Source organism: Nocardia sp. NPDC023852 (genome assembly GCF_040639505.1).
In the GTDB taxonomy this organism is placed as follows: Bacteria; Actinomycetota; Actinomycetes; order Mycobacteriales; family Mycobacteriaceae; genus Nocardia.
In genome coordinates this window covers 90,419-113,188 of record NZ_JBFAAB010000017.1, presented here as the reverse complement: position 1 = coordinate 113,188, position 22,770 = coordinate 90,419, and the positions used below count along the sequence as shown (strand labels likewise).

16 protein-coding genes and 1 pseudogene are annotated in these 22,770 nt (G+C 66.1%); 9 read left to right on the top strand and 8 right to left on the bottom strand.

The window, feature by feature from the left end; genetic code table 11:
- Positions 1-4: 4 nt before the first annotated feature.
- From AB0H00_RS22145 to paaZ, 4 genes and pseudogenes are all read left to right on the top strand, one after another.
- The gene (locus AB0H00_RS22145; RefSeq protein ID WP_357269036.1) at positions 5-1,066 is read left to right on the top strand and encodes an NAD(P)/FAD-dependent oxidoreductase; all 1,062 of its coding nucleotides are present in this window, start codon (positions 5-7) and stop codon (positions 1,064-1,066) included.
- 14 nt (positions 1,067-1,080) lie between these two features.
- Entirely contained in the window at positions 1,081-1,422 is a 342-nt protein-coding gene (gene fdxA / locus AB0H00_RS22140) for a ferredoxin (protein WP_357269033.1), read from the top strand.
- Positions 1,406-2,263, top strand: coding sequence for a 3-hydroxyacyl-CoA dehydrogenase family protein (locus AB0H00_RS22135; RefSeq protein ID WP_357269031.1), 858 nt, complete (start codon positions 1,406-1,408; stop codon positions 2,261-2,263). The genes fdxA and AB0H00_RS22135 overlap by 17 nt, the downstream gene beginning before the upstream one ends.
- 194 nt (positions 2,264-2,457) lie before the next feature.
- Positions 2,458-4,008: pseudogene (gene paaZ, locus AB0H00_RS22130) on the top strand (phenylacetic acid degradation bifunctional protein PaaZ); the annotation flags it as partial.
- A gap of 269 nt (positions 4,009-4,277) precedes the next feature.
- Here the strand turns inward: paaZ and AB0H00_RS22125 are convergent.
- The 7 genes from AB0H00_RS22125 to AB0H00_RS22095 all read right to left on the bottom strand — a co-directional run bounded on the left by AB0H00_RS22125 (position 4,278) and on the right by AB0H00_RS22095 (position 15,446).
- Positions 4,278-5,744, bottom strand: a complete 1,467-nt coding sequence (locus AB0H00_RS22125) for an aldehyde dehydrogenase (RefSeq protein ID WP_357269028.1) — start codon at positions 5,742-5,744, stop codon at positions 4,278-4,280.
- 28 nt (positions 5,745-5,772) lie between these two features.
- Positions 5,773-6,873 carry an NAD(P)-dependent alcohol dehydrogenase gene (locus AB0H00_RS22120; RefSeq protein ID WP_357269026.1) on the bottom strand — a complete coding sequence of 367 codons (1,101 nt, stop codon included), beginning with the start codon at positions 6,871-6,873 and terminating at the stop codon, positions 5,773-5,775.
- 86 nt (positions 6,874-6,959) lie between these two features.
- Positions 6,960-8,597, bottom strand: a complete 1,638-nt coding sequence (locus tag AB0H00_RS22115; RefSeq protein WP_357269023.1) for a helix-turn-helix domain-containing protein — start codon at positions 8,595-8,597, stop codon at positions 6,960-6,962.
- 317 nt (positions 8,598-8,914) lie between these two features.
- Positions 8,915-10,624, bottom strand: coding sequence for an AMP-binding protein (locus AB0H00_RS22110; protein WP_357269021.1), 1,710 nt, complete (start codon positions 10,622-10,624; stop codon positions 8,915-8,917).
- Positions 10,621-12,828, bottom strand: coding sequence for an acetate--CoA ligase family protein (locus AB0H00_RS22105; protein WP_357269018.1), 2,208 nt, complete (start codon positions 12,826-12,828; stop codon positions 10,621-10,623). The genes AB0H00_RS22110 and AB0H00_RS22105 overlap by 4 nt, the downstream gene beginning before the upstream one ends.
- Positions 12,825-14,531 carry an FAD-dependent monooxygenase gene (locus AB0H00_RS22100; RefSeq protein ID WP_357269015.1) on the bottom strand — a complete coding sequence of 569 codons (1,707 nt, stop codon included), beginning with the start codon at positions 14,529-14,531 and terminating at the stop codon, positions 12,825-12,827. Before AB0H00_RS22100 ends, AB0H00_RS22105 begins: the two co-directional genes overlap by 4 nt.
- A 99-nt stretch (positions 14,532-14,630) precedes the next feature.
- The gene (locus tag AB0H00_RS22095) at positions 14,631-15,446 is read right to left on the bottom strand and encodes a PaaX family transcriptional regulator C-terminal domain-containing protein (protein WP_357269013.1); all 816 of its coding nucleotides are present in this window, start codon (positions 15,444-15,446) and stop codon (positions 14,631-14,633) included.
- A 233-nt stretch (positions 15,447-15,679) separates the two neighbouring features.
- On the opposite strand from AB0H00_RS22095, the gene AB0H00_RS22090 reads away from it, so the two are divergent.
- From AB0H00_RS22090 to AB0H00_RS22075, 4 genes are all read left to right on the top strand, one after another.
- Positions 15,680-16,411, top strand: coding sequence for an alpha/beta hydrolase (locus AB0H00_RS22090; protein WP_357269010.1), 732 nt, complete (start codon positions 15,680-15,682; stop codon positions 16,409-16,411).
- A 118-nt stretch (positions 16,412-16,529) separates the two neighbouring features.
- A complete protein-coding gene (locus AB0H00_RS22085; protein ID WP_357269007.1) occupies positions 16,530-17,138 on the top strand; it encodes a TetR/AcrR family transcriptional regulator in 609 nt (202 codons plus the stop codon).
- Between the two features lie 66 nt (positions 17,139-17,204).
- On the top strand, positions 17,205-18,095 hold the full coding sequence (locus AB0H00_RS22080) for an alpha/beta fold hydrolase (RefSeq protein WP_357269004.1): 891 nt from the start codon (positions 17,205-17,207) through the stop codon (positions 18,093-18,095).
- Between the two features lie 355 nt (positions 18,096-18,450).
- A complete protein-coding gene (locus AB0H00_RS22075) occupies positions 18,451-20,616 on the top strand; it encodes an acyltransferase family protein (protein ID WP_357269001.1) in 2,166 nt (721 codons plus the stop codon).
- A gap of 157 nt (positions 20,617-20,773) precedes the next feature.
- Here AB0H00_RS22075 and AB0H00_RS22070 read toward each other — a convergent pair whose 3' ends face one another.
- Positions 20,774-20,992 (bottom strand): hypothetical protein, encoded by a 219-nt coding sequence (locus AB0H00_RS22070; protein ID WP_357268998.1) that lies wholly within the window; start codon positions 20,990-20,992, stop codon positions 20,774-20,776.
- Between the two features lie 120 nt (positions 20,993-21,112).
- Between AB0H00_RS22070 and AB0H00_RS22065 the strand changes: the two genes are divergently transcribed.
- Complete coding sequence (locus AB0H00_RS22065) at positions 21,113-22,540, top strand: amino acid permease (protein ID WP_357269135.1); 1,428 nt, start codon at positions 21,113-21,115, stop codon at positions 22,538-22,540.
- Positions 22,541-22,770 lie beyond the last annotated feature (230 nt).

Here is a 22,770-nt window from a genome sequence, read left to right as displayed (position 1 = left end):
TACCATGGTGGGCAATGACTTTCGAGCAGGAGTGAAGAGAATGTCGGCAACCGCAGGGAATGCGACGGCCGTCGACGTGCTGATCGTCGGTGCCGGACCGGCCGGGCTGTTCGCCGCGTATTACGCGGGCTTCCGAGGACTGTCGGTGGCGGTGATCGATTCGCTGCCGGAACCAGGCGGCCAGATCAGCGCGATGTATCCGGAGAAGCAGATCTTCGACATCGCCGGATTCCCCGCGGTGCGCGGGCGGGAATTGGTGGAGCGCCTGCTCGAACAGGCGGCGTCGTTCGACCCCGTGTATCTGCTGGGGCAGCGCGCCGACCGCTTGGAACGCATTCCGGGCAAAAACGAGCGTGATTCTTTTGTCGTAACCACTTCAGAAGATATCGTGATCCAGGCGAAGTCGGTGATCATCACCGGCGGCATCGGAAATTTCACACCGCGGCCGCTGCCTACCGCCGCTGCCTTCCACGGTGCCGGGCTGGCCTATTTCGTGCGGCGGCTCGACGAATACGCCGACAGGGATGTCGTGATCGTCGGCGGCGGCGACAGCGCCTTCGACTGGGCCCGGGCGCTGGATCCGATCGCCAGGTCGGTCACGGTGGTGCATCGCCGCGACATATTCCGTGCCCACTCCGGCACGGTGGCTGCCGTCCAAGCGTCGGCGGTCGAGGTGATCACCAACGCACAGATCCAGCGTGTGGTCGGTGACGCCAATATCCATGCTGTCGAGATCGTCACCGACGACGGCGCTGTTCGGTCGGTGCCCTGCCAGCGGATCATTGCCGCGCTCGGTTTCACCGCAAACCTGGGGCCGTTGCTGCAGTGGGGTATCGAGATTCGCGACCGCCGCCACATCGTCGTCGACTCGACGATGCAGACGACGATGCCGGGTATCTTCGCCGCCGGCGATATCAACGATTACCCGGGCAAAGTCCGGCTGATCGCGGTCGGATTCGGTGAGGCCGCGACCGCGGTCAACAATGCCGCTCACTACATCGATCCCGAACAGCCGGTATTCCCAGGGCATTCCACCGACGTCGCGCCGGTCGCGGTCCCGGTCTGAGTAAGGAAACAGTCATGCCATACGTGATCGCCGAAGCGTGCATCGATGTGATGGACCGCTCCTGCATGGAGGAATGCCCGGTCGACTGCATCTACGAGGGCGAGCGCAAGCTCTACATCAACCCACTGGAGTGCATCGATTGCGGCAACTGTGAACCGGTGTGCCCGGTGCAGGCCATCAGTCAGGACCGGCGAGTGCCCGACGGCCAGCACCAGTTCGTTGCCGACGCCGAACGGTTCTTCACCGAGCCGCTGCCCGGGCGCGACGGTAGCCTGGGCGCCCCGGGCGGAGCGGTGAACATCGGGCCGATCGGCACCGACACCGAGTTCGTGGCCGGCTATGTCAAGCACGGCTGAGCGAATGCTGACGGTGGGCGTAGTGGGCGCCGGCACGATGGGGGTCGGCATCGCCTACGTTTTCGCGGCAACGGGCTCGGAGGTGACGGTTGTCGAGCCTGACCGGGAAAGAATTCGTCTCGCGCGGAAGACGATCCAGGAACAGGCTGCGATTGCCTATCAGCGTGGGAAACTCGATGGCGCCGCGGTGGCGTCGATCGCCGAGCGCGTGCGATGGGTGTCGGCGACCGACGACCTGCCCGCCGGACTCGAACTTGCGGTGGAGGCGGTGCCTGAGCGCGCCGATCTGAAGCGCGACGTGCTGGCTCGGATGGAAAGCCGGGAACCGATTGTGCTTGCCACCAACACCAGCGGTATCGGCATCGGTGAACTGGCGGCCGGGCTGCGCCGGCCAGAGGCGTTCGTGGGTCTGCACTTCTTCAATCCGGTCTGGTCGATGCCACTGGTGGAGATCGTGCGCGGGCGACAGACCGGCGATGTGGCCCTATCCCGAGCTCGGATCGCGGTCGCGCAGATCGGCAAAGAAAAGATCGTCGTCGCCGACACACCCGGCTTCGCGACCAGCCGCCTCGGTGTCGTGATCGGCTTGGAAGCCATGCGCATGCTCGAGGACGGTGTCGCCAGCGCTGAAGATATCGACCGCGCAATGGAACTCGGCTACCGACATCCGATGGGGCCGCTGCGGCTGAGCGACCTGGTCGGACTGGATGTCCGCCTCGACATCGCCACCCACCTGGTGAAGACCTACGGGTCCCGTTTCGAGCCGCCCGCGATCCTCGTCGACAAGGTGGCCGCCGGTGACCTGGGCCGCAAGACCGGCCGTGGTTTCTACACCTGGTGAGCGGGTCGGGTCACGGCGATCCGTGCGATCGGCGACGACGGCGTGGTCGCGGCGCCGGTCCGGCTGTGGTCGCTCGGCATGGACACGTCGTGGATCGACTACGCAGAGCGCACCTATCCCCAACTGTCCGGGCAATCGCCCACAACCGCAGCGGCTCGGCTGACGGCCACGGTTCGCAGGAAAGAGAAGCACTGATGACATCGTTACTGCAGAGCTACCTGCTGGGGAACTGGCAGGTCCCCACTGATGCCGGGCGTCCGCTCCACGACGCGGCGACCGGCACCGAGGTGGCTCGAATCTCGACCGAGACACCGGATTACGGCGCGGTGCTGGGCTACGCCCGTACAGTGGGTGGCCCCGCGCTGCGCACGCTGAACTTCGCCGAGCGTGCTCGGATCCTGAAGGACCTGGGAAAGCAGCTCAGCGAGCACACTGCGGAATTCTCTGCGTTGTCCACGCAAAGTGGTGCGACAAAACGTGATTCGCGTGTCGATGTAGACGGCGGCCTCGGGGTGCTGTTCGTCTACGGCAGCAAGGGTGCCCGGGAATTGCCGGAGTCGGGCCCGCTGCTGGATGGTGGCACCGAATGGATCGGGAAGACGCGATCCTTCGGTGTGCAACATTTCTACTCGCCGCTGACTGGAGCTGCGGTGCAGATCAACGCCTTCAACTTCCCGGTCTGGGGCATGCTGGAGAAATTCGCCCCCGCCTTCCTGGCCGGGGTGCCTAGCATCGTGAAACCAGCAAGCCAGACCGCCTATCTCACCGAGCTGGTGGTGCGCCGGATACTCGACTCCGGACTGCTGCCCGAAGGCGCGTTGCAACTGGTCTGCGCGCCCCCCGGTGACTTGGCCGACCATCTCACCGGCCAGGACCTGCTGTCGGTCACCGGTTCGGCGGCCACCGCCGCAGCCCTGCGCGCGCATCCGGCGATCACCCGTCACGCCGTCCGGTTCAACGCCGAGGCCGATTCGCTGAACTGCTCGGTCCTCGGACCCGACGCCACCCTCGGCACTGACGAATTCGACCTGTTCATTGAGCAACTCGTTACCGAAATGACGGTAAAAGCCGGGCAGAAGTGCACGGCGATCCGACGAGCGCTGGTGCCACGCGTGCTACTCGACGACGTCACCGAGGCCGTTGGCGCGCGATTGGCCGCTGTCCGGGTCGGCAACCCGGCGCGCGACGATGTTGACATGGGTGCCCTGGCCAGCCTCGCGCAACGCGAGGAAGTTCGCCATGCGCTGGCCGCTCTGACTAGAGAATGCAAACTGGTGCATGGCAATCCGGAGACATTCGACCTGACGGACGCCGATGCGGAACGCGGTGCATTCCTTCCGCCGATGCTGCTGCGCTGCACCGACCCGAACGCCCGCGCGCCACATGAGGTCGAGGCATTCGGCCCGATCAGTACCCTCGTTCCCTACGATTCCACCACGCACGCGATCGAATTGGCGGTACGCGGTGCGGGTAGCCTGGTCGGATCGGTGGTCAGCCACGACGGCGCGTTCGTCCGGGACATCGTGCGCGGCCTCGCGCCCTGGCACGGCAGACTGCTGGTACTCGACCGCGACGACGCCGCCGAATCCACCGGCCACGGCTCACCACTGCCGCACGCCGTGCACGGCGGGCCTGGCCGCGCCGGCGGCGGCGAAGAGCTCGGTGGCGTCCGGGCCGTACTGCATCACATGCAGCGAACCGCGATTCAGGGTTCGCCCGCTGTGCTGGATGGACTCACCGAGAAGGTGAAGCAATGAGTGAGCCACATTCCACCGGTGGCGATCTGGGTGTTCGCCGGTTTATCGGGGTGGTCGGAGTTCAGCGGTCTCGGCACCACCGCCGCTGACCGCATGCACAGCCGGTGGCCATCACACTGGTCGGGCGTCCGGGCAGGTTTCCGTGGGTGTCAAGGCTTCCGGTGGCAACGACACATGCAGCGAGGTTCGGGGCAAGTCGGGCTCCGTTGTACAAGCGGTTGGTCGCGGCATCGAACGCCGCGACCAACCGCTCGCGGCTACCTGTAGACGGTCTGAATCTGCAAGTAGCCGGCCAGTCCTTCCGGGCCGAGCTCGCGGCCGAGGCCGCTGGCCTTGACGCCGCCGAACGGCGCGGCCGGGTCGGGGATATAGCGGTTGACGCCGATGGTGCCGGTGCGGATCCGCTGGGCGACGGCGGCGCCGCGCTCGGGATCCGCGGTCCAGACCGTGCCGCCGAGGCCGAAGTCGGAGTCGTTGGCGATCCGGACTGCGTCATCGATGCCGTCGTAGGGGATGAGCGACAGCACAGGGCCGAAGATCTCCTCGCGAGCGATGGTGGCGCCGTTGTCGACATCGGCGAAGACAGTGGGTTCGACGAACCACCCCTGGTCCAGGTCCTTGGGGCGGGCGCCGCCGACGGTCAGGCGGGCGCCCTCGGAGCGTCCCTTCGCGATGTACGACTCGACGCGTTCTCGTTGTCGCGCGGTCGCCATGGGTCCGATCTGTGTGGTGGGATCCGAGGCGATGCCGACGGTCAGCGACCCCGCGAGCGCTGTGAATGCCTCGACTACCTCGTTATAGCGATTGCGTGGTGCCAGCACCCGGGTGCCGAGGAAACACGTCTGGCCGTTGTTCAACAGAGTCGAACCGAATAGCCCCGCACCAATTTTCGCCAGATTCAGTTCGGCGTCGTCGAGCACGATTGCCGCCGACTTGCCGCCGAGCTCCAACGTGACCGGACGCAACAGCCGACCGCACATCTCGGCGATCGAGCGGCCCGCCGCGGTCGATCCCGTGAAGGCGACCTTGTCCACGCCGGGGTGCGCGACCAAGTACGCTCCGACTTCGCGCCCGGCCGGCACGATATTGATCACCCCGTGCGGCACCTGCGCCTCATCGATCGCCTCGGCGAGCAGGTACGCATCCAGCACGGTCTCCGGTGAGGGTTTGATGACGAGCGTGCAGCCGGTGGCCATCGCGGGTGCGATCTTGAACATCGACAGCGCCTGCGGGAAATTCCACGGCACTATGGCGGCGACCACACCGACCGGATACCTGCGGACATCGATGGGGCCGCCGAACAGGCCCTCTCGGGTCTCGATGGTCGACAGCTCGCGCGCAAGCCCGGCGTAGTAGCGCAGAACAGCAGTGGGATAACCGATTTCGAGCTGCTGGGCTACCGCCACCGGCATACCGTTTTGAGCGCTGACCCGCTGCACGAACTGATCGGCGCGCTTATCGATCGCCTCCGCCAACCGCTCCATGGCCTCGGCGCGGCGGCGCGGCTCCCACTGCGCCCAGCCCGACGGGTCGTCGAAGGCTGCTCGAGCGGCGGCGACGGCACGGTCGATATCGGCCTCGGCACCCTCGGGCACGCGACCCAGCGGTTGCTCGGTGCTGGCATCGATCGGGGTGATCGTGTGGTCGGTGCTGGGCTGCACCCATTCGCCACCGATGTAGAAGGTGTCGTAGGTGGTGAAGGTGTTCTCGTTGACGACGGTCATGACTGTCTCCTGGAATCGTCGAAGAGGCTCAGGCGAACGTGAGGACCGGCTTGAGGGTGATCCCCTTTTCCGAGTCCTCGACGGCCTGGTTGATGTCGTCGAACGCATAGGTCTTGATCAGCTTGTCGATGGGGAACCGCCCCTGCTGGTAGAGCCGCACGAGTTTGGGGATGAAGATGCGCGGCACGCTGTCGCCTTCGACGATGCCGCGGATGCTGCGGCCGAACAGAAGACTGGACATGTCGATCGACGCCTCGGTGCCGAGCGCGGCCGCGCCGATCAGTCCGCAGGTTCCGCCCTGGTTCAGCGCATCCACCGCCCGCCGCAGCACGGCCGGAACCGCGGTGGTCTCGATGGAGTAGTCCACGCCCAGCCCGTCCGTGAGCTCTTGGATGGCCGCCACCGTGTCGTCGGCGGCGCCGTCGATGGTGTGGGTGGCCCCGAGGTCCTTGGCCAGCTCCAAGCGCTCGTGGTTGAGGTCGATGGCAATGATCGTGGTGCAGCCGGAGACGGCGGCGGCCATCACCGCACTGAGCCCGACCGAGCCGGCGCCGAAGATTGCCAGACTGCTGCCCGTCGGCGGCCGCAATGTGTTGAGTACGGCGCCGGCGCCGGTCTGGATGCCGCAGCCCAGCGGACCGAGCAGCTCCAGCGGCGCAGCCTGGTCGACCTTGACCACATTGCGTTCGGTGGCGACGGCGTAGGTGGCGAAGGCCGACTGCCCGAAGAACACGCCGTGCACATCGCCGCTCTCGCGATGCAAGGGAGTGCTGGAGTCGGCGCGGGTACCGGCGAAGTTGTAGGCGAAGAACTGGTCACAGTAGGCGGGCCGGCCGGCGACGCACATTCGGCAATCGCCACAGGAATTGAAGGTGAGCACGACATGGTCGCCGGGCGCGACATAGCTGACTCCGTCACCAACGGCAGCCACCACGCCGGAGCCCTCGTGGCCGAGCACGGCCGGCAACGGGACGGGGTACCACTGATCGCGGACGATGAGGTCGGTATGGCAGACGCCGGACCCGACCATTCGGACCAGGACTTCACCGGGTCGTGGATCATCGAGTTCCAGTGGTGTGAGCGTAAAAGGCGCGCCTTGGGTTTCGGTGAGGGCGGCGGTGATCTGCACGATCCGGCTCCTTTGCCGTGCGGGTGTGACGACTGTCACGTTAGGAGTTCGCGGTCGTGCTGGAGTGTTCAAATTCTGGACGCTTTTCAGGCGGTGAGATGTAGTGCGCGCAGCCGGTTGTACAGGGTGGTCCGGCTGATGCCGAGTCGTTCAGCGGCCCGCTGTTTGTTGCCGTTGCACGCGCGGAGGGCGGCAAGGATCGCGTCGTGTTCGGCGCGCTCGAGAGGAGTCATGGCGCGCAGTCGCGGGCTGACCTGATATCGGTGTGGCAGATCGAACGGGGTTATGTCCCCGGCCGAACGACGGCTGGCAACGCTGCGCACGACCGCCGACAGTTCCCAGAGGTTGCCCGGCCACTGGTGGCCGGCCAACGCCGCCAAGGTCGCCGGCGTAAAGCGCAGCCGGTCGCCGACGCCGAGCTGGTCGAGCATTACCCGGATGAGCCGCGGCAGCTGCTCGGTTCGCTCGGCGAGCACGGCCAGGTCACGATGTGTCGTGCACGCCGCGGCCAGTAGTGCTCCCTGTCCGGCGAGCTCGGCGAGCGGGGCGCCGGTGAGGACGACGCGCAGCCGGGGCTGATCCACCACTCGGCGCAACCGCACAGCGCAGATCTCCGGCAGCAGATGAATGTTCTCGACGAGCAGGGTCGGGCTGTGGCACGCGGCTCGTTCGAGACTGTCCAGCCACGTCGTCTCCTGGTGTGCGGCGTCGACTGCGTCGAGCACGACGACCTCGGTGCCGCCGAGCATCAACAGCGCCAAGGTGGTCCGGCCCGTGCCGGGAGCACCTCCGATGTAGACGGGCCGACCCGGCAGGCCCTCCGAACTGATGGTATCGGCCGTCGGTGTGGCCGGATGCCGGTCGGCGCTGCCGAATTCGAACAGTGTGCCGTCGAGTCCGGGTTCGATCTCACGCACCCGCACGGTCACGCACTGCCCCGACACCAGCTGGACAACATGGGATTCGGCGTGGCGACCGCCGGCCGCGGCAAGGTCCCGCAGGCGGAGGTGATCGAGCGGGTCGAGCAGTTCGGTGGCAGCGCGGTTGGCCAGGGTTACCTCGGTGCCGAGTACCAGCACCGGCCGGTGATGACCGCCGCAGGCCACCTGAAATGCGGCCAGCAGCCGCTGCTCGCCGCGGCGGCTCGCGGCCAGCAGGCGGTCCTCGATGTCGCGCGCGGTGCGGGTGATGAGCGGACCCAGCAGCGGTGAATCGTGTACCTCCAGGCAGGTGATGTCGATGACCCCTTCCAGCCGCCGGGTCACCGGGTGGCTAATCGGGTGTCCGTAGCAGCTGAAGGCCTTGAATGGCTCCAGGTAGTGTTCGTCACCGTGGACGGCGACACCGCGGTGCAGTTCGTGTGCGGTGGCGATGGAATTCGTGCCGGTGGTTTCCTCGAGGAAGACCCCACCCGTGACGACGCCGAGCCGGTCGAGCCGGTCACGGAGCGTGCGCGACCCTGTCGGCATGCCGACGATGCGCGATTCCCGGTCGGCGAACAGTACGCAGAAAGGTGTGTCGGCGAGTTGTTCGGCGAGTTTGGTCAGCACCGGTGCCGCGGCGGCGACCAGACGGCTCCGACGATCCACCGCATCGGAATCCACCCGCAGGTTGGGGGTGGCGGGGCTGAGTCCACTGAGCCGGGAGCGTTGCCAGGACAGAGCTATCTCGGGACGTAGCGGGTCGCGGCCCGAGTTCAGCGACATGGTGTCGTCGGGTTTCACGGAGATCCGAGGCGATGGCGAGCGCCCGCTGTTGTGACTGTGATCACGTACTTCAACCACCCAACTATTGCTACATAAAAATATCGTAACGTCCAGAATTTGTCACAAAATAAGGGTGAACCGCACGAAAGACGTGGATGAACATCCATGCAAAGCGTGCGGCCGGACCTGCCGGACGGCCCACAGCCAGCCCGGCGGCCCATCGAGGTAATCTTCGATGCGCACGGAGGCCTCGCCGCGGTCGGCAGCCCACCAGGCGGCCGCGGCGAGCGGTCCGGCGCCCCTCGCCGTGAGAGTCGAATTTTCGTGTATCGCCGCTATTGGTGTGGCTTCCTCGGTCGAGTCCCCGGTTCCGCGTGGTCCCAGGCGACGCGCTGGCGGATGTCGTCGCGGAGCGCTTTCTTGTCGATCTTGCCGACCTTCGTTGTGGGCATCGTTGCGATGACCTCGAGCCGTTCCGGAATCTTGAACCTGGCCACCCCGGCAGCGTCCATCACGGCGACGACATCGGCAAGATCTACCGAATGTCCTTGCGCTACAGTAAGATACAGGCACAGTCGCTCACCGAGGACGGGGTCGGGCATGGCGACGGCGGCCGCCATCTCGACGCCGTCGAGTTGGTATGCGAAGTTCTCGACTTCTTCGGCGGAGATCTTCTCCCCGCCGCGGTTGATCATGTCCTTGTCCCGGCCCTCGACGACCAGGTTGCCGTCCGGGCGGCGTCGGACGACATCCCCGCTGAGGTACCAGCCGTCGGTAGTGAATGCGCGCGCATTGTGCTCGGGCGCGCGGAAATAGCCGCGAGGAGTATAGGGGCCGCGGGTGAGCAGCGCGCCCGGAATGCCGTTGGGCGCCGGATTGCCGCTTTCGTCGACGATCCGGATCTCGTCGGCGTCGCTGACCGGCCGACCCTGGGTGGTCAGAATGATCTCCAGGTCGTCGTCGAGCCGGGTCATGTTGATCAACCCCTCGGCCATGCCGAACACCTGCTGCAGCCGTGCGCCGAGTACGGGTTCGACCCGGGCGGCAAGCTCGTCGGGCATACGTGAGCCGCCTACCTGCAACACGCGAAAGCTATTTCTGCGCAATATCTTTCGCTCACGCTGATACTCAATCCATCGCTGTGCGATCGCCGGCACGACGGCCGTGACGGTAACGCCCTCGGCGTCGATGGCGCGCAGCGCGCGCTCGGGGGACGGCGAAGGCAACATCACTGCGCGGCCACCGGCGACCAGTGTGCCCAGCACGCCGGGACAGGCCAGCGGGAAATTGTGGCTGCAGGGCAGTGCGCCGAGATAGACCGTGCTCGAATTCAATTCGGAAACCGCATTGCACCGCAGAATGTTGTAGGCGTAGTCGTCATTGGCGCGGACGATCAGCTTGGGCAATCCGGTGGTGCCGCCGGAGAGCAGCATGCAGGCGACATCGGCGCCCATGGGCTCGTAATCGGTAGCGGCGAACCGCACGGTCGTGTCGAAAGTAGCCCCAAGGCTCTTCTCGGAAGCATATTCGGTTGTGCCAGAGGACAATTCACCATGCACCAAGACGGAGCGGAGGCTGGGCACCTGGACCGCGACCTGCTGGGCGACCTGCCGCAGATCCGTGTCACGGTCGATGTCGGCCACCACGATCGCGACGGCGCCGGCCACCGCAGCCAGATGCGTGAGCTCGTGTTGCCGGTGCGCAGGCAGTGCCATCACCGGCACCACACCGATGCGCAGGCAGCCGAGTGTCAGCGCGACGAACTCCCAGCAGTTCGGCAGCTGCAACACGATCCGGTCACCCGGTGCGATGTGCAGATCGAGCAGCGCCTGCGCGCAGGATGCGGCCCGATCCCACAGCTGTCGGTAAGTCATCCGGGTCGGGCCATCCACGAGGGCCTCATCGTCCGGGCGGCGGGCGACCTGCTCCGCGATGTGGGAGGCCAGCGATCTGTCCTGCCAGTACCCTGCCCTTCGGTATCTCGCTGCGACGTCGTCGGGCCAGGGCACGACGCCGTCGATCGACACGGGAACTCGGGTGCTCACGGCAGCTCTCCTTCGAGCCGGTCCTGCGTGGCCACGACGACCGAGTCGAGCGCGATCAGGCCGGTCGCGGTCAGCCGCAGGGGATTGATTTCGATATCACCGATTTCCGGGTGGTCGGTCAGGTAGCGCGCGAGAGTGACCGCCATGCGGGCGAATTCACCCCGATCGAGGACCGGGCCGCCGCGCCAGCCGTCCAGCAGGGGCGCGCACTGCAGGTCGTCGAGCATGGCGGCCGCGCCCGCGAGGGTGACGCGGTGGCTGCGGATGGCGACATCCCCGATCGCCTCGGCCGCTGTGCCGCCCGAACCGGCAACCACGATGGGGCCGAACACCGGGTCGCGGCGGATGCCGAGGAACAGGTCGACACCGGGCTCGGCCATACTCTCCACCAAATAGGCGGGTGCGCTGATCGCGTGGAGAGCGTCGAGGGCCGCATCGAGCTCCGTGGTGGTGCGAATGTTCAGGTGTACCCCGCCGATCTCGGTCTTGTGCAGTACCGCGGGGTCGAGAATCTTCACCACCACCGGAAGCGGAAGGTCGGTCAGCGCGCGGTGGGCCGCGGCCCGGTCGGTACACACGCGCCGAGGTGGGGTGGCAATGTCCAGTGCGTCGAGCAGATCCTTGGCCGTCGCCTCGTCGGCGGGCAACGCGATAGCCGGGGCCGGCTTGTCTGTGTCCGCCGAGCCGGGCGGCCGATCCGGAGTCCCGGCCGGTTCCCGGCTGGTGGATTCGTCAATCGGGAGAACGACGGCCGGAGCGCGTTGCGGAACTGGCGTCTCACTGTTTCCGGAGTGCAGATACCGAGCCCGCGCATCTGCCACGAGTGCCCGGATCCCGATGGCGAGCGCGGACGGACTCGCCAGTACGGGAACGGCGAATGCCGCGGCCGCCGAGGCAGTTTCGGCGACAGCGGAGGCAGGGCCACCGATGCCGAGCACAACCGGAAGCCGCTCGTGGACCCCCGAGCGGAGCACCGCGTCGGCGAGATCGACAGCATCGGGCTCGGCGAGGGCATAGACCGCCAGGGCATCGATCCCGGGATCGGCAGCGGTGGCCGAGAGCACGGCATCGAATGTCGGTCCCGGTCGGCCGGTATCCACCGGATTCGACTGGTAGGTCATCGAGGGCAATAACCGCGCGAGGTGCTGCTGGGTGTGTGCAGCGAGCGTAGGTACGCGAACTGCGTCTGCTAGGAGCTGATCCAGTACCACCAAGCCGGGGCCCGCCTGCGCGGTGACCACGCCGATGCCCGGCTCGGCGGAGGCGGGCAGCCTGGTGCGGCTCAGCACCGCCAACGCGTCGACCAGCTGTTGCTCCGAATCCACCACAACGGCACCGGCTTCCGCGAGCAGGGCACGCGTCGTACGCCACGAGGTGGCGAGCGCGCCGGTGTGGGATTCGGAGAAGGCCGACACGTCGCTGCGTCCGACCACCATTGCCACCACCGGCTTGTCCGTAGTGACCATGTGCAGCGCGGACAGCAGCGCGCCGCCGTCGTCGACCGACTCGATATGCAGCGCGACAGCGGTGATCGACGGATCGGTGTGCAGATATTCGAGCACGTCGACATGAGTAACGTCTACGCAATTACCCAGTCCCACACCGAATCCCACGCCTACGCCGTGCTCGGACAGCAGGAACGACAACGCATGATTCATCCCGCCGCTGGTCGCGACGACGGCGACCGATCCTGGGGCGATGTGCCGCACGGTCGGCACGAAGCTGACCGTCGCCTCGCCGGGCCGGAAGAATCCCGAGGTGTTCGGTCCCAGTAGCCGAATACCTGTCGCGGCAATGATCGTCGCCAACTCTTCCTGCAAGCCGACGCCCTCGCCGCCGACCTCGCCGAATCCGCCCGAGCAGATCACGGCAGCGCCGACACCACAATCCGCTGCCTGGCGCAATGCGTCGGGAGTGGCCGCGGCGGGAACGCACAGCACAGCCAAATCCAGTGGACCGCTATGAAATTCGGTGGCCGCCCGCAGGGAGGGATGCATGCCCTCACCCTCGATTCTCGGGTTGATCCCATAGGCGGCTCGGATGCCGGTACCGCCCGATGCGACGGCTTCGAGCATCACCGACCCGAGTTTGCCTGGCACCGCTGAGGCACCGATCACTGCGACCGAGGCCGGACGGAAGAGTCGGTCGAGCCGCGGCCGTGCCACGGACGAGCCATCGGTGGGGAAGGTCCGTGTGCTGGTCATCGTGCCGCCTCGACATCGGCCAGAACCCGGGGGACAGGCTGCGGATCCGGTTCGAACGCCACCGCATCGGCGCGCCCGGACAGAATCAGCGTGGCCGCACAATCCTGCTCGTCGACGGCCCGGCGCGTACGGACGGCGGCGGGCGCATCGACGACGATCGCCGGGATGTGCCGGTTCAAGCGCACATGCTCCGAGCACAGGACTCGTGACAGCGGGGTGCCGCCGCGCACGACAACCGCGTCGGGCCGTGACGCGCACAGCCGGTCCAACTCGGCGCGAACGTCGGCAGGCAGCGAGCTGGCTTCGATGTCCGGCGCGATGACGAGGGGCACCGTGCTGTCACCGCCTGCCGCCCCACGCACCGCGGACAGTGCTGTGTTGCCGTCTCCGAGTCGTATTCGGTCGTCTCCGCACTCGGTCAACCGAAGCATCCGGGAGCCGAACATGGTCGACCCCAGCCGCAGGGGCGTGTCGAGCGGGGCCGCGCCGAATTCGGCGTACCACGCCTGCTCGGTGGCGGCGATGAACTCGCCGTCGCGCACCCGGATCTTCTCCGCCGAGATGGACCGGCTGAAGAAGTGGAATCCGAACTGCCACGGCTCGAAGGCGCGGTAGTACTCGCCGAAGTGGTCCCACCACGACAGGCTCGGCATCGACGAGTCCTGGATCTTTCCCACCTGCGGACTGCGGATCTCCTGGAATCGCGTGAGCGCGGCTTCCAGATCGGCGGGCTGCTCAGCCACGGTACCGGCCAGCACGGCGGCATCCTCCATGGCCATCTTGGTGCCCGAACCGACCGAGAAGTGCGCGGTGTGTACGGCGTCACCGAGCAGTACCACCGGGGTGCCGTAGGTGCCGCGGGTATGCCAGCGGTCGGTCCGGCGGGTGCGGAAGTTGGCCCAGCGCGAGTTGTTGGCCACCAGTGCCTGTCCGTCGATCTGGTCGGCGAACAGCCGCTCGAGGTAGCGCTGGGTCACCTCATCCGAAACTCCTGGCGGGGCGGACATGTCGAATCTTTCGAGACCCGCACGTCGCCAGGTGGTTTCGTCGGTCTCGACGATGAAGGTGCTCAGACCCGAGCCGATCGGGTATCCGTGCACGGCGAAATTGCCGTGCTCGGACTGTTCGTGCAGAAAGGTCAGCCCTCGGAACTGGTAAGTAGTACCGAACCAGATGAACTTGACGGCCGCCTGCTCGACCGAATGTCCGAGTTCATTCAGGAATCTTTGCCGCACAGCGGAGTTGGTGCCATCGGCCGCCACTATCAGGTGGTATGCACCCCGGGCGTCGAGCTCATCGACATCCGCCTCGGTCGAGAAGTGCAGCCGCGCGCCCAGCTCTGTCGCCCGCTGTCGCAGAGCACCGAGCAGTACGCGACGGTGTATGGCCGACATCCCGTTGCCGCCGGCCGCGACCGTGGCGTCCTTCAGGTGGACCTCGATGCTGTCCCAGTGCCGCCCGTGGGTGGCCAACGCATCCCGCAGCACCGTGTCGACCGCGTCGACGTTATCCAGTGTCGCGTCGGAGAACACGACCCCGAAACCGAACACATCGGATTCGCTGTTCCGTTCGAACACGTCGATGACGGAGCCCGGCACGGCGCGCGCGAGCGCGATGGCGGCGAATAGACCACCGGGGCCACCGCCTATACACGCGACGCGCAGGGGCGGCGGGGGAGCGGGGCGCTGCTCTGGGAGTGACATCGGGGTCGCCTTCTCTGACTGTGGCGCGGATCGCACATGCGAAGCTAGCGTGCATTATGTAACATAATTAAACTATTAGTCAAAATTTATGTTACATATCTAGGTGACGTCGGTCGGCGAGGTGGCGGCGGCTATCGACGCGACGAACGACTCGGCTTCGACGTGCAGGACGTCGTGGCACTCGGTGAACACCTCGTGTGCGGCCCGCCCGCGCCAGCCGGTGGGCAGCAGCATCTCCGGCAGATCTGGATCGCGGAACGGGTAGCGCCGGTAGTGCTGCACCAGCATCATGTGCTCGATCAGCGCGGTGCTGCCGGTCAGGCCGCGCCGGTAGCGGGCCAGGCGTGGGCGGAACTCTTCGATGAACGTTTGATAGTCGGCGCCGAGCTCGCCGAGATCCCAGCAGCGCTGGGCGATCAGGCGGTCGCTCGGCAAGCCTGCGGTCCTACTGCGCAGGAACTGAATCCGCACGTCGTCCTCGCCGTCCAGCGCCTCGCGCAACTGTTTTTCCCGGTCGTGCGGCGAGAACCAGACCGTGCCGCCGTAGGTGCCGAAGCCCCACCAGCTCAGCGACTTCTCGATCCGCTTGCGCTGCTCGCGCACCAGGCCGGACTCGTCGACCAACGCTTGAGTCCAGGTGCGGTCCCACTCGTCGCAGTTTCGCTGGAAGATGCGGCTGCGGCCGTCGTCGAGTAGCTGCCAGCTCTTGTCGTTGAGCAGGTAGGACACCTCACGACCAGACTTCGTGGAATCGAACCAGCCTTCCTTGCGCAGGCGGGTCATGACCACCCGCACCGTCGCCGATTCGACGCCGAAAACGCCCATCAGCTCGGTGAGGGCGCCGAGCTTGGCGGCGCCTCCTGTGTAACGGAAGAACTCGCCGTATAGGTCGAACACCAGTGCGCGTGGTCGCATCGCACTCCCTTCGGGCCGCGATCAATCGCCGGAATGTGTTTCACTTGAATTGACATTTCATAGATGTATGTTACATAGTGACAGGGCTCACAGATCGCCGATTCCGAAAACGTCGCCCTCCGGGTGTCCGTCGTCCGCGCGAGATCGAGAGAACCGAGTCGTAGGAAAGTCTGCCCGCACTTGCGGCGGCGTCTCGCTTTCCCGACTGTCGCCACTTGTAGAAGGAGACAACGATGTCGCGTACGTTCGTCCTCGTCCACGGCGCCTGCCATGCCGGATGGAGCTGGCGGCCGGTGGCCGAGCACCTACGGGCGCACGGCCACGTCGTGTACACGCCGACACTGCCGGGCCTCAACGCCGGCGACCAGCGCGCGGATGTGCACCTCGCCGACGCCGTCGATTACCTCGTCGACTACGTCGAGCGCGCCGAGCTGCGCAATGCGGTCCTGGTCGGGCACAGTTGGGGCGGATTCCCGGTGTCCGGGGCGGCAGCGCGGCTTGCCACCCGCATCTCCCGCCTCGTGTACTGGAGCGCATTCGTTCCGCACAGCGGCGAGACACTGATCGACCTGTGCCCGCCCGCCTACGGCGAGATGTTCCGCGCGTCGGCCGCAGGGTCGCCGGACAACTCGGTGATGTTCCCGTTCGAGGTCTTCTGTGCGGCATTCATGCAGGACGCCTCGCCCGAGACTCAGAACGTGGTGTACCCACTACTCGAGCGCCAGCCGTTCCACACCATGAACGAAGCGCTCGACCTCGACGAATGGGAACGGCTACGACTGCCGTCCTCGTATGTACTCTCCAAGGACGACCTCGCCCTGCCGCCTGGCGAGTTCGCTTGGGCGCCAAGATTTCCCGAGCGCCTTCCAGGAGCTCCGGTGATCTACACCCCGGGCAGCCACGAGTCGCAGCTGACTCGACCCGAATCGCTCGCGGAGGCGCTGATCCAGGCTTCGGACGGCTAGCGGCACGGGCACGTCATGGCAATGACCGTGCGCAGCGGCGAACGATAGTCGAGACGGTCGCCACGCCATCGGGCTCGTGCTCGTTCGCCGGTGTTATCGGCCGTCGTACGGTGGTCGGATGCCTGAGGGTCACGACTTGCCGAGTGTGGGGCGGCCGCGGAACCGCACGGTGGACAGGGCGCTGCTCGACGCCGCCGCGCGGCTGATCGCACAGTGTGGTTACGGTGCGCTCACCCTGCAGGCGGTGGCGGATGAGGCGGCTACCAGCCGACCGGCGCTGTACCGGCGTTACGCGGACCGGGCCGAGCTGGTGGTCGCGGTGTTGATCGACCGCTACGGGCTGCATCCCGGCTCGGCGGATCTGGGCGGTATCGAGGCCGAATTATTCGCGATCCAGCGCCACCAGATGGAATTGTTCACCGACGAGGTCCTGGGCAACGCATTGCCCGGCCTGCTCGACGACCTGTCGCGCAACGAGGCGCTTGCCGCCAGTTTCTCCGAGCGATTCCTGCGGCCCCGCCGCAGGTCCACCGCCTCCATCCTGGATCGGGCGGTGGCAAGGGGCGAGATAGCGCCGGGAACGGATCCGGAATGGATCTGCGATCTCATCACGGGACCGATGCTGATGCGTGCGCTGTTTCCCGCCGTCGGACCGATCGATGAGTGTTTGGTGCGGCTGACGGTGCGATCCGCGCTGGACGCTGTTGGGTTCTCGGGACGTGATTGACGCCACTCGGGTATGTCATTACCCTTCGAATAATTACGTTCCATATCGTAACGAAAGGGGCCGGTCTTGCGCGCCGACGTGGAGTTTGTCAGCCAGGGTGTGACATTGCGGGGATGGCTGTACCGCCCGACCGATACCGCGGCCGACGCGCCGCTGGTTGTGATGACCCACGGTTTCGCGGGGGTGAAGGAGTGGGTCGCCCCCTTTGCCGAGGTGCTGGCCGATGCCGGTCTGGCGTGCTTGGTCTACGACCATCCCGGATTCGGAACCTCCGACGGCGAGCCCCGTTTCGAGGTGGATCCGGTGGCGCAGATCGACGGCTATCGCGATGCGATCACCTTCGCGCAGCAGCTCGACGGCGTGGATGCGGAACGGATCGGGGTGTGGGGGACAAGCTACGCGGGCGCCCATGTGCTCGTGGTGGCGGCCACCGACCGCCGGGTGCGCGCGGTGGTGTCGCAGGTGCCCCTGACCCAGGGCTGGGCGACTTTCACCCGGTTGGTTCCGTCGGTGCAATTGCCTCACGTGCGCGAGGCGATCGCCGAGGATCGGAAACAGCGCTTCGCCGGTGCGCCGCATGCCACGATCAAGGCGGCGTCCGACGATCCGCTGGAAATGGTCGCCATGCCCGGTGCCGAGGTCTACCGGTGGCTCATGGACAACGGGCCTCGAGTTCCCACCTGGCGTAACGAGGTGACTGTCTCCAGTATCGATAAGTTCCAGTCCTATGCTCCCGAGGCCTTCATCCACCGGGTTTCACCCACCCCGCTGCTGATGATCGTTGCCGATAACGACACGCTCACACCGGCCGATCTGGCGTTGCAAAGCTACGCCGAGGCATTGGAACCCAAGCAGCTCGAGCTCCTCGAGGGTGGGCATTTCTCGGTATACGAGGAACGGTTCGGCCAGGCATCGACCGCCGCGCGCGATTTCCTCGTCCGCCACCTGCGTAAGTGACCCCAGCCGACCTGAGATGATCGGCCGCTGCGCCGGGCCACCGATACTTGGGAGTATCGAAAGGCCGCGCGGACCAGGCTGACACCGAGTCACTGTGTCGTTGTTAAATTAATCTTGTGGCTTGTGATACATCTTGAAATGGCGAGTTCTCTTGCAGGAAACCGGAATGTATGGAAATAGACGTTTGTGAGGAGTTACCTCGTCTGGCCGCTGGCTGATCAACATTCGTGGGTGACTCGATGACCCGCGGACAAACGATCCGATCATGCCGGGCTGCATGAAACATCGAGGCCAGCAGCCCGGCGAGCGGCGAGTCGTCGCGACATAGCCGACGAGACCGATAACAATGCTGCCCATGACGGCCACGGTCGGAAGCGGATTGCGAAATCGGCGGGCAGATCGGGTTCACCACGCGTCGCCACAGCCGGGATTCAGGCCCGATATCGAGGGATTTCGAGCGGTGGCCGTACTGGCTGTCGTGCTTTTCCATGCCGGGGTGCCGGGAATCACGGGCGGATTCGTCGGTGTGGACATCTTTTTTGTCATTTCCGGCTTTCTCATCACCGGAATACTCTGCCGCGAAGCAGCGAGCACCGGCACTGTCGGGCTGGCCCGGTTCTACGGCGCCCGCGCCCGTCGGCTGCTGCCCGCGGCAGGCATCGTGCTGGCCGCCACCGCGATCGCCTCGGCGATGCTGCTGTCGCCGCTGGAAGCCCGCCGAGTTCTCGGCGACGGGATCGCCAGCGCACTGTATGCCGGGAACTGTCGACTCGCCCTGCGCGGCACCGACTACCTTGCCGCCGACACGCCTCCCTCGCCATTTCAGCACTTCTGGTCGCTCGGCGTGGAGGAGCAGTTCTATCTGGTGTGGCCCGCGCTCATCATCGCCACGGCCTGGCTCATGCGGCGGAGCCGAACCGGTTCGGCCTCCCCGCTCCCGTACCTGTTCATCCTCGCGGTCGTCGCCGCGCTCTCTTTCGCGACCTCGCTGATCTGGACCGGCGCGCTGCAGCCCTGGGCATTCTTCTCACTGCCCGCACGGGCTTGGGAGCTGGCAGCGGGCGGCGTGGTGGCGCTCTCGGCCGTCGTGTGGTCCCGGCTGCCGACATCGGTGGCTGCCGCCGCCGGGTGGGTCGGGTTGAGCTTGATCGGCGTGGCCTGCGCTCACCTGAGCGGGACAACTCGGTATCCCGGCGCGGCGGCGCTGGTGCCCGTCCTGGGAGCCGCCCTGGTGATCGTATCCGGTTGTGCTGAACCACGATTCGGCGTCGGTCGCGTCCTGGCTGTGCCCGAGATGCGGGCGATCGGCACCGTGTCCTATTCCTGGTACCTCTGGCACTGGCCGGTGTTGGTGTTGGCACCGCAGGTGCTCGGCCGCCCGCTTGGTCTGGTCGGCTCGCTGGGCGCGGTCGCCATGGCCGGCGGACTCGCCATGCTCACCCACTGGTTGGTCGAGAATCCGGTCCGCTTCGCCCCCCGATTGCGACGTTCGGCCACCCTCAGCCTCGCTTGTGGCGGCGCGAGTACCGCAGTCTCCATCGGTGTGGCGCTGGCGCTGCTCGTGCTCGTGCCCGCCCCGGTCGGCCGTGGCATGGCGGCGCCGACCCTAACGCTCACAGCACCCGAGACACCGGCCGTTCCCGCCACCGCCCCGCACGACGAGGCGGTCGGGCAGCTGGTCGCACAAGCGCAGTCCGTGATCGCTGCCTCGGCGGAAATCCAGGCTGTCCCCTCGAATCTCACCCCTTCGCTCGCCAACGCGGCCGGCGACAAGGCGGAGGTATTCGTCAACGGCTGCGTACGGTCCTGGCATGAGGTGGGCAGCGGCGAGTGCGCCTCCGGCGATACGGGATCCGCTACCACAGTGGCCTTGGTCGGCGACTCACATGCCGCGATGTGGACTCCGGCGTTCGAGCAGATCGCCGTGCCGCGGCACTGGCGGCTGGAAACCATGGCAAAGGTCACCTGCCCACTGCTCGACCTGCCCATCACCAGTCCCTATCTGGGCCGGGAGTACACCGAATGCGATCAATGGCGTGGCCAGATCCTGGCCAGGCTCCGGGACGAACGCCCGCGGCTGATCGTGGTGAGCATGTCCCGGCGCTATGGTGGCGACTTCGGCTTCGTCTCCTATGACCAGGCATGGATCGATGGCCTGAACCGCATGGTTGCCCAGATGAGGGACTTCGGCTCGGCCGTCCTTGTTCTCGGGGGGATCCCCGATCCACACTCCACCGTGCCGGTGTGCCTGTCGGAACATATCGACGAGGCCGCCGCATGCACCCCCGCGCGGCCGGTCGCTGTGAACGACGCTGGTATCGCGGCCGAGCAGGCGGCGGCCACCGCCAGCGGCGGGCAGTACGCAGACCTGACCCCGCTCTTCTGCACCACCGCGCGCTGCCCCCCGATCGTCGGCAACAACCTGGTGTACCGCGATGACAATCACCTCACAGTCAGCTACGCCCGAACCCTCGGACCGGTCATCGGCGCGTTTGTCGACCGCGCGCTTGCCCATAGCTGAGCTGCGCCGACCGGCCCCCGGGGCCGGTCGACCACTCAGGCGCTGCGTGGTGCATAGATGATGACGGCGACGCCGATCAGGCAGATGATGACGGCGACGCAGCCGCACCCTCAGCCCGTGCATGCGGTCGCCGAGTCGGTGCCGGTGCATCGGTGCGTTAGGCGCGGGTGCGCGACCAGATCAGTCCGGCGAGCAATTCCAACCACGACAGGCTCGGCAGCGTGATCCCGCGGCCGAGGATGCCGGCTGCGATCAGCAGGGGGCCAGGCAGCACCTGACGCAGATAAGCGCGTCCAGCCGAGGCCGAGGGCTTTTCGGTGACTCGAGTGGCGAATCCCCCGGCGTTTTCCCTGTCCGACTGCCCACAGATCGGCAATCTTTACAGTATTGATCGAGCCATTAAATGGCGGTACATTGTCTGGCGATATAGTTCATCGCTCGAGAGGTCTCGGCCGTGGCAATCGATCGACCTCTTTCGGATGCTTCCGCGGACGCGATGTACGCCGAGGACGCCGGTTATCACAAGTCGCTGCGCCCGCGTCAGCTGCAGATGATCGCGATCGGTGGCGCCATCGGCACCGGGCTGTTCCTGGGCGCGGGTGGGCGTTTGGCCAGTGCGGGCCCAGGATTGTTCATCGTGTACGCCATCTGTGGCGTGTTCGTATTCTTCATCCTGCGGGCGCTCGGCGAGCTGGTGTTGCATCGCCCCTCCTCGGGATCGTTCGTCTCCTACGCCCGTGAGTTCTACGGCGAGAAGCTGGCATTCGTGGTCGGGTGGATGTACTTCTTCCACTGGTGCATGAGCGGGATCGTGGACATCACCGCCATCGCCACCTATGTCCATTACTGGGGAGCTTTCGAGGTGATTCCGCAGTGGCTGATCGCCCTGGTAGCCCTCGCGCTGGTGGTGAGCGTCAACCTCATCTCCGTGAAGTGGTTCGGCGAGCTCGAGTTCTGGGCCGCGCTGATCAAAGTGGTCGCGCTGGTCACCTTCCTGATCGTCGGCACGGTCTTCCTGGCCGGTCGGTCCACACTGCAGGGTATGCCGACCGGTGTCGGTGTGCTCGTCGAGCACGGCGGCCTCTTCCCGGTCGGTCTGCTACCGCTGGTGACAGTGACGACAGGTGTCGTCTTCGCCTATTCCGCAGTGGAATTGGTCGGCACGGCCGCCGGTGAGGCGGAGAATCCGGAGAAGATCATGCCGCGCGCGATCAACTCCGTGATCGCCCGGATCGCGCTGTTCTACGTCGGATCGCTGGTGCTGCTCGGTCTGCTGCTGCCGTACACGGCGTTCAAGGCGGGGGAGAGTCCCTTCGTCACGTTCTTCTCGAAACTCGGGATCGGTGGGGCCGATTCGATCATGAATATGGTCGTATTGACCGCAGCCTTCTCGAGCCTGAACGCCGGACTGTACTCGACCGGTCGCATTCTGCGCTCGATGTCGATGAACGGCAGCGCACCAGCGGCGGCGTCGCGAATGTCGAAGGGCGGTGTACCGTATGTCGGCATTCTCGCCACCGGGACGATCGCGCTGATCGGCGTCGGATTGAACGCGGTGGTGCCGGAGAAGGCATACGAGATCGTGCTGAACATGTCGGCGCTCGGCACCATTGCGTCGTGGATGGCAATCGTGATGTGCCAGTTGCAGTTGTGGCATCGGTCGCGCCTCGGGCTTGTCGAGCGCCCGTCTTTCCGGTTGGTCGGCGCGCCTTATACAAGCGTGGCGACATTGCTGTTTCTCGTCGGCGTTGTCGTATTGATGGCATTCAGCGACGATGACGTGCAGCGCGGCGCCGTGATCGCGGCCGTGGTCATCATGATTCCAACGCTCGTCGTCGGCTGGCTCCTGGCGCGCAAGAACGTAGCGAGCATCGCTCGGCGTCGTGCGGGTATCACGGTCGGTTCCCCTGACCTGACCGCCTAGGTCTGGTCCTACCTGCTCGAACTCTTCGCCCACTCCGACCGGGGCCTGGTCACCCTCACGCGCGAGGCCTGAAATCCCACGCATCCAAAGCATCTCGCCAGTCAACGCACCGTCGATGCCAGGTGGCAGTGCACCGTCCTGCGCTGGTTGGAGACTCCGGGGCTCCACCGGATCCCGGACGGTCCAAAGCAACCGATCTTGCGGTAACGGAGCACTTGCCCGAATCCTAC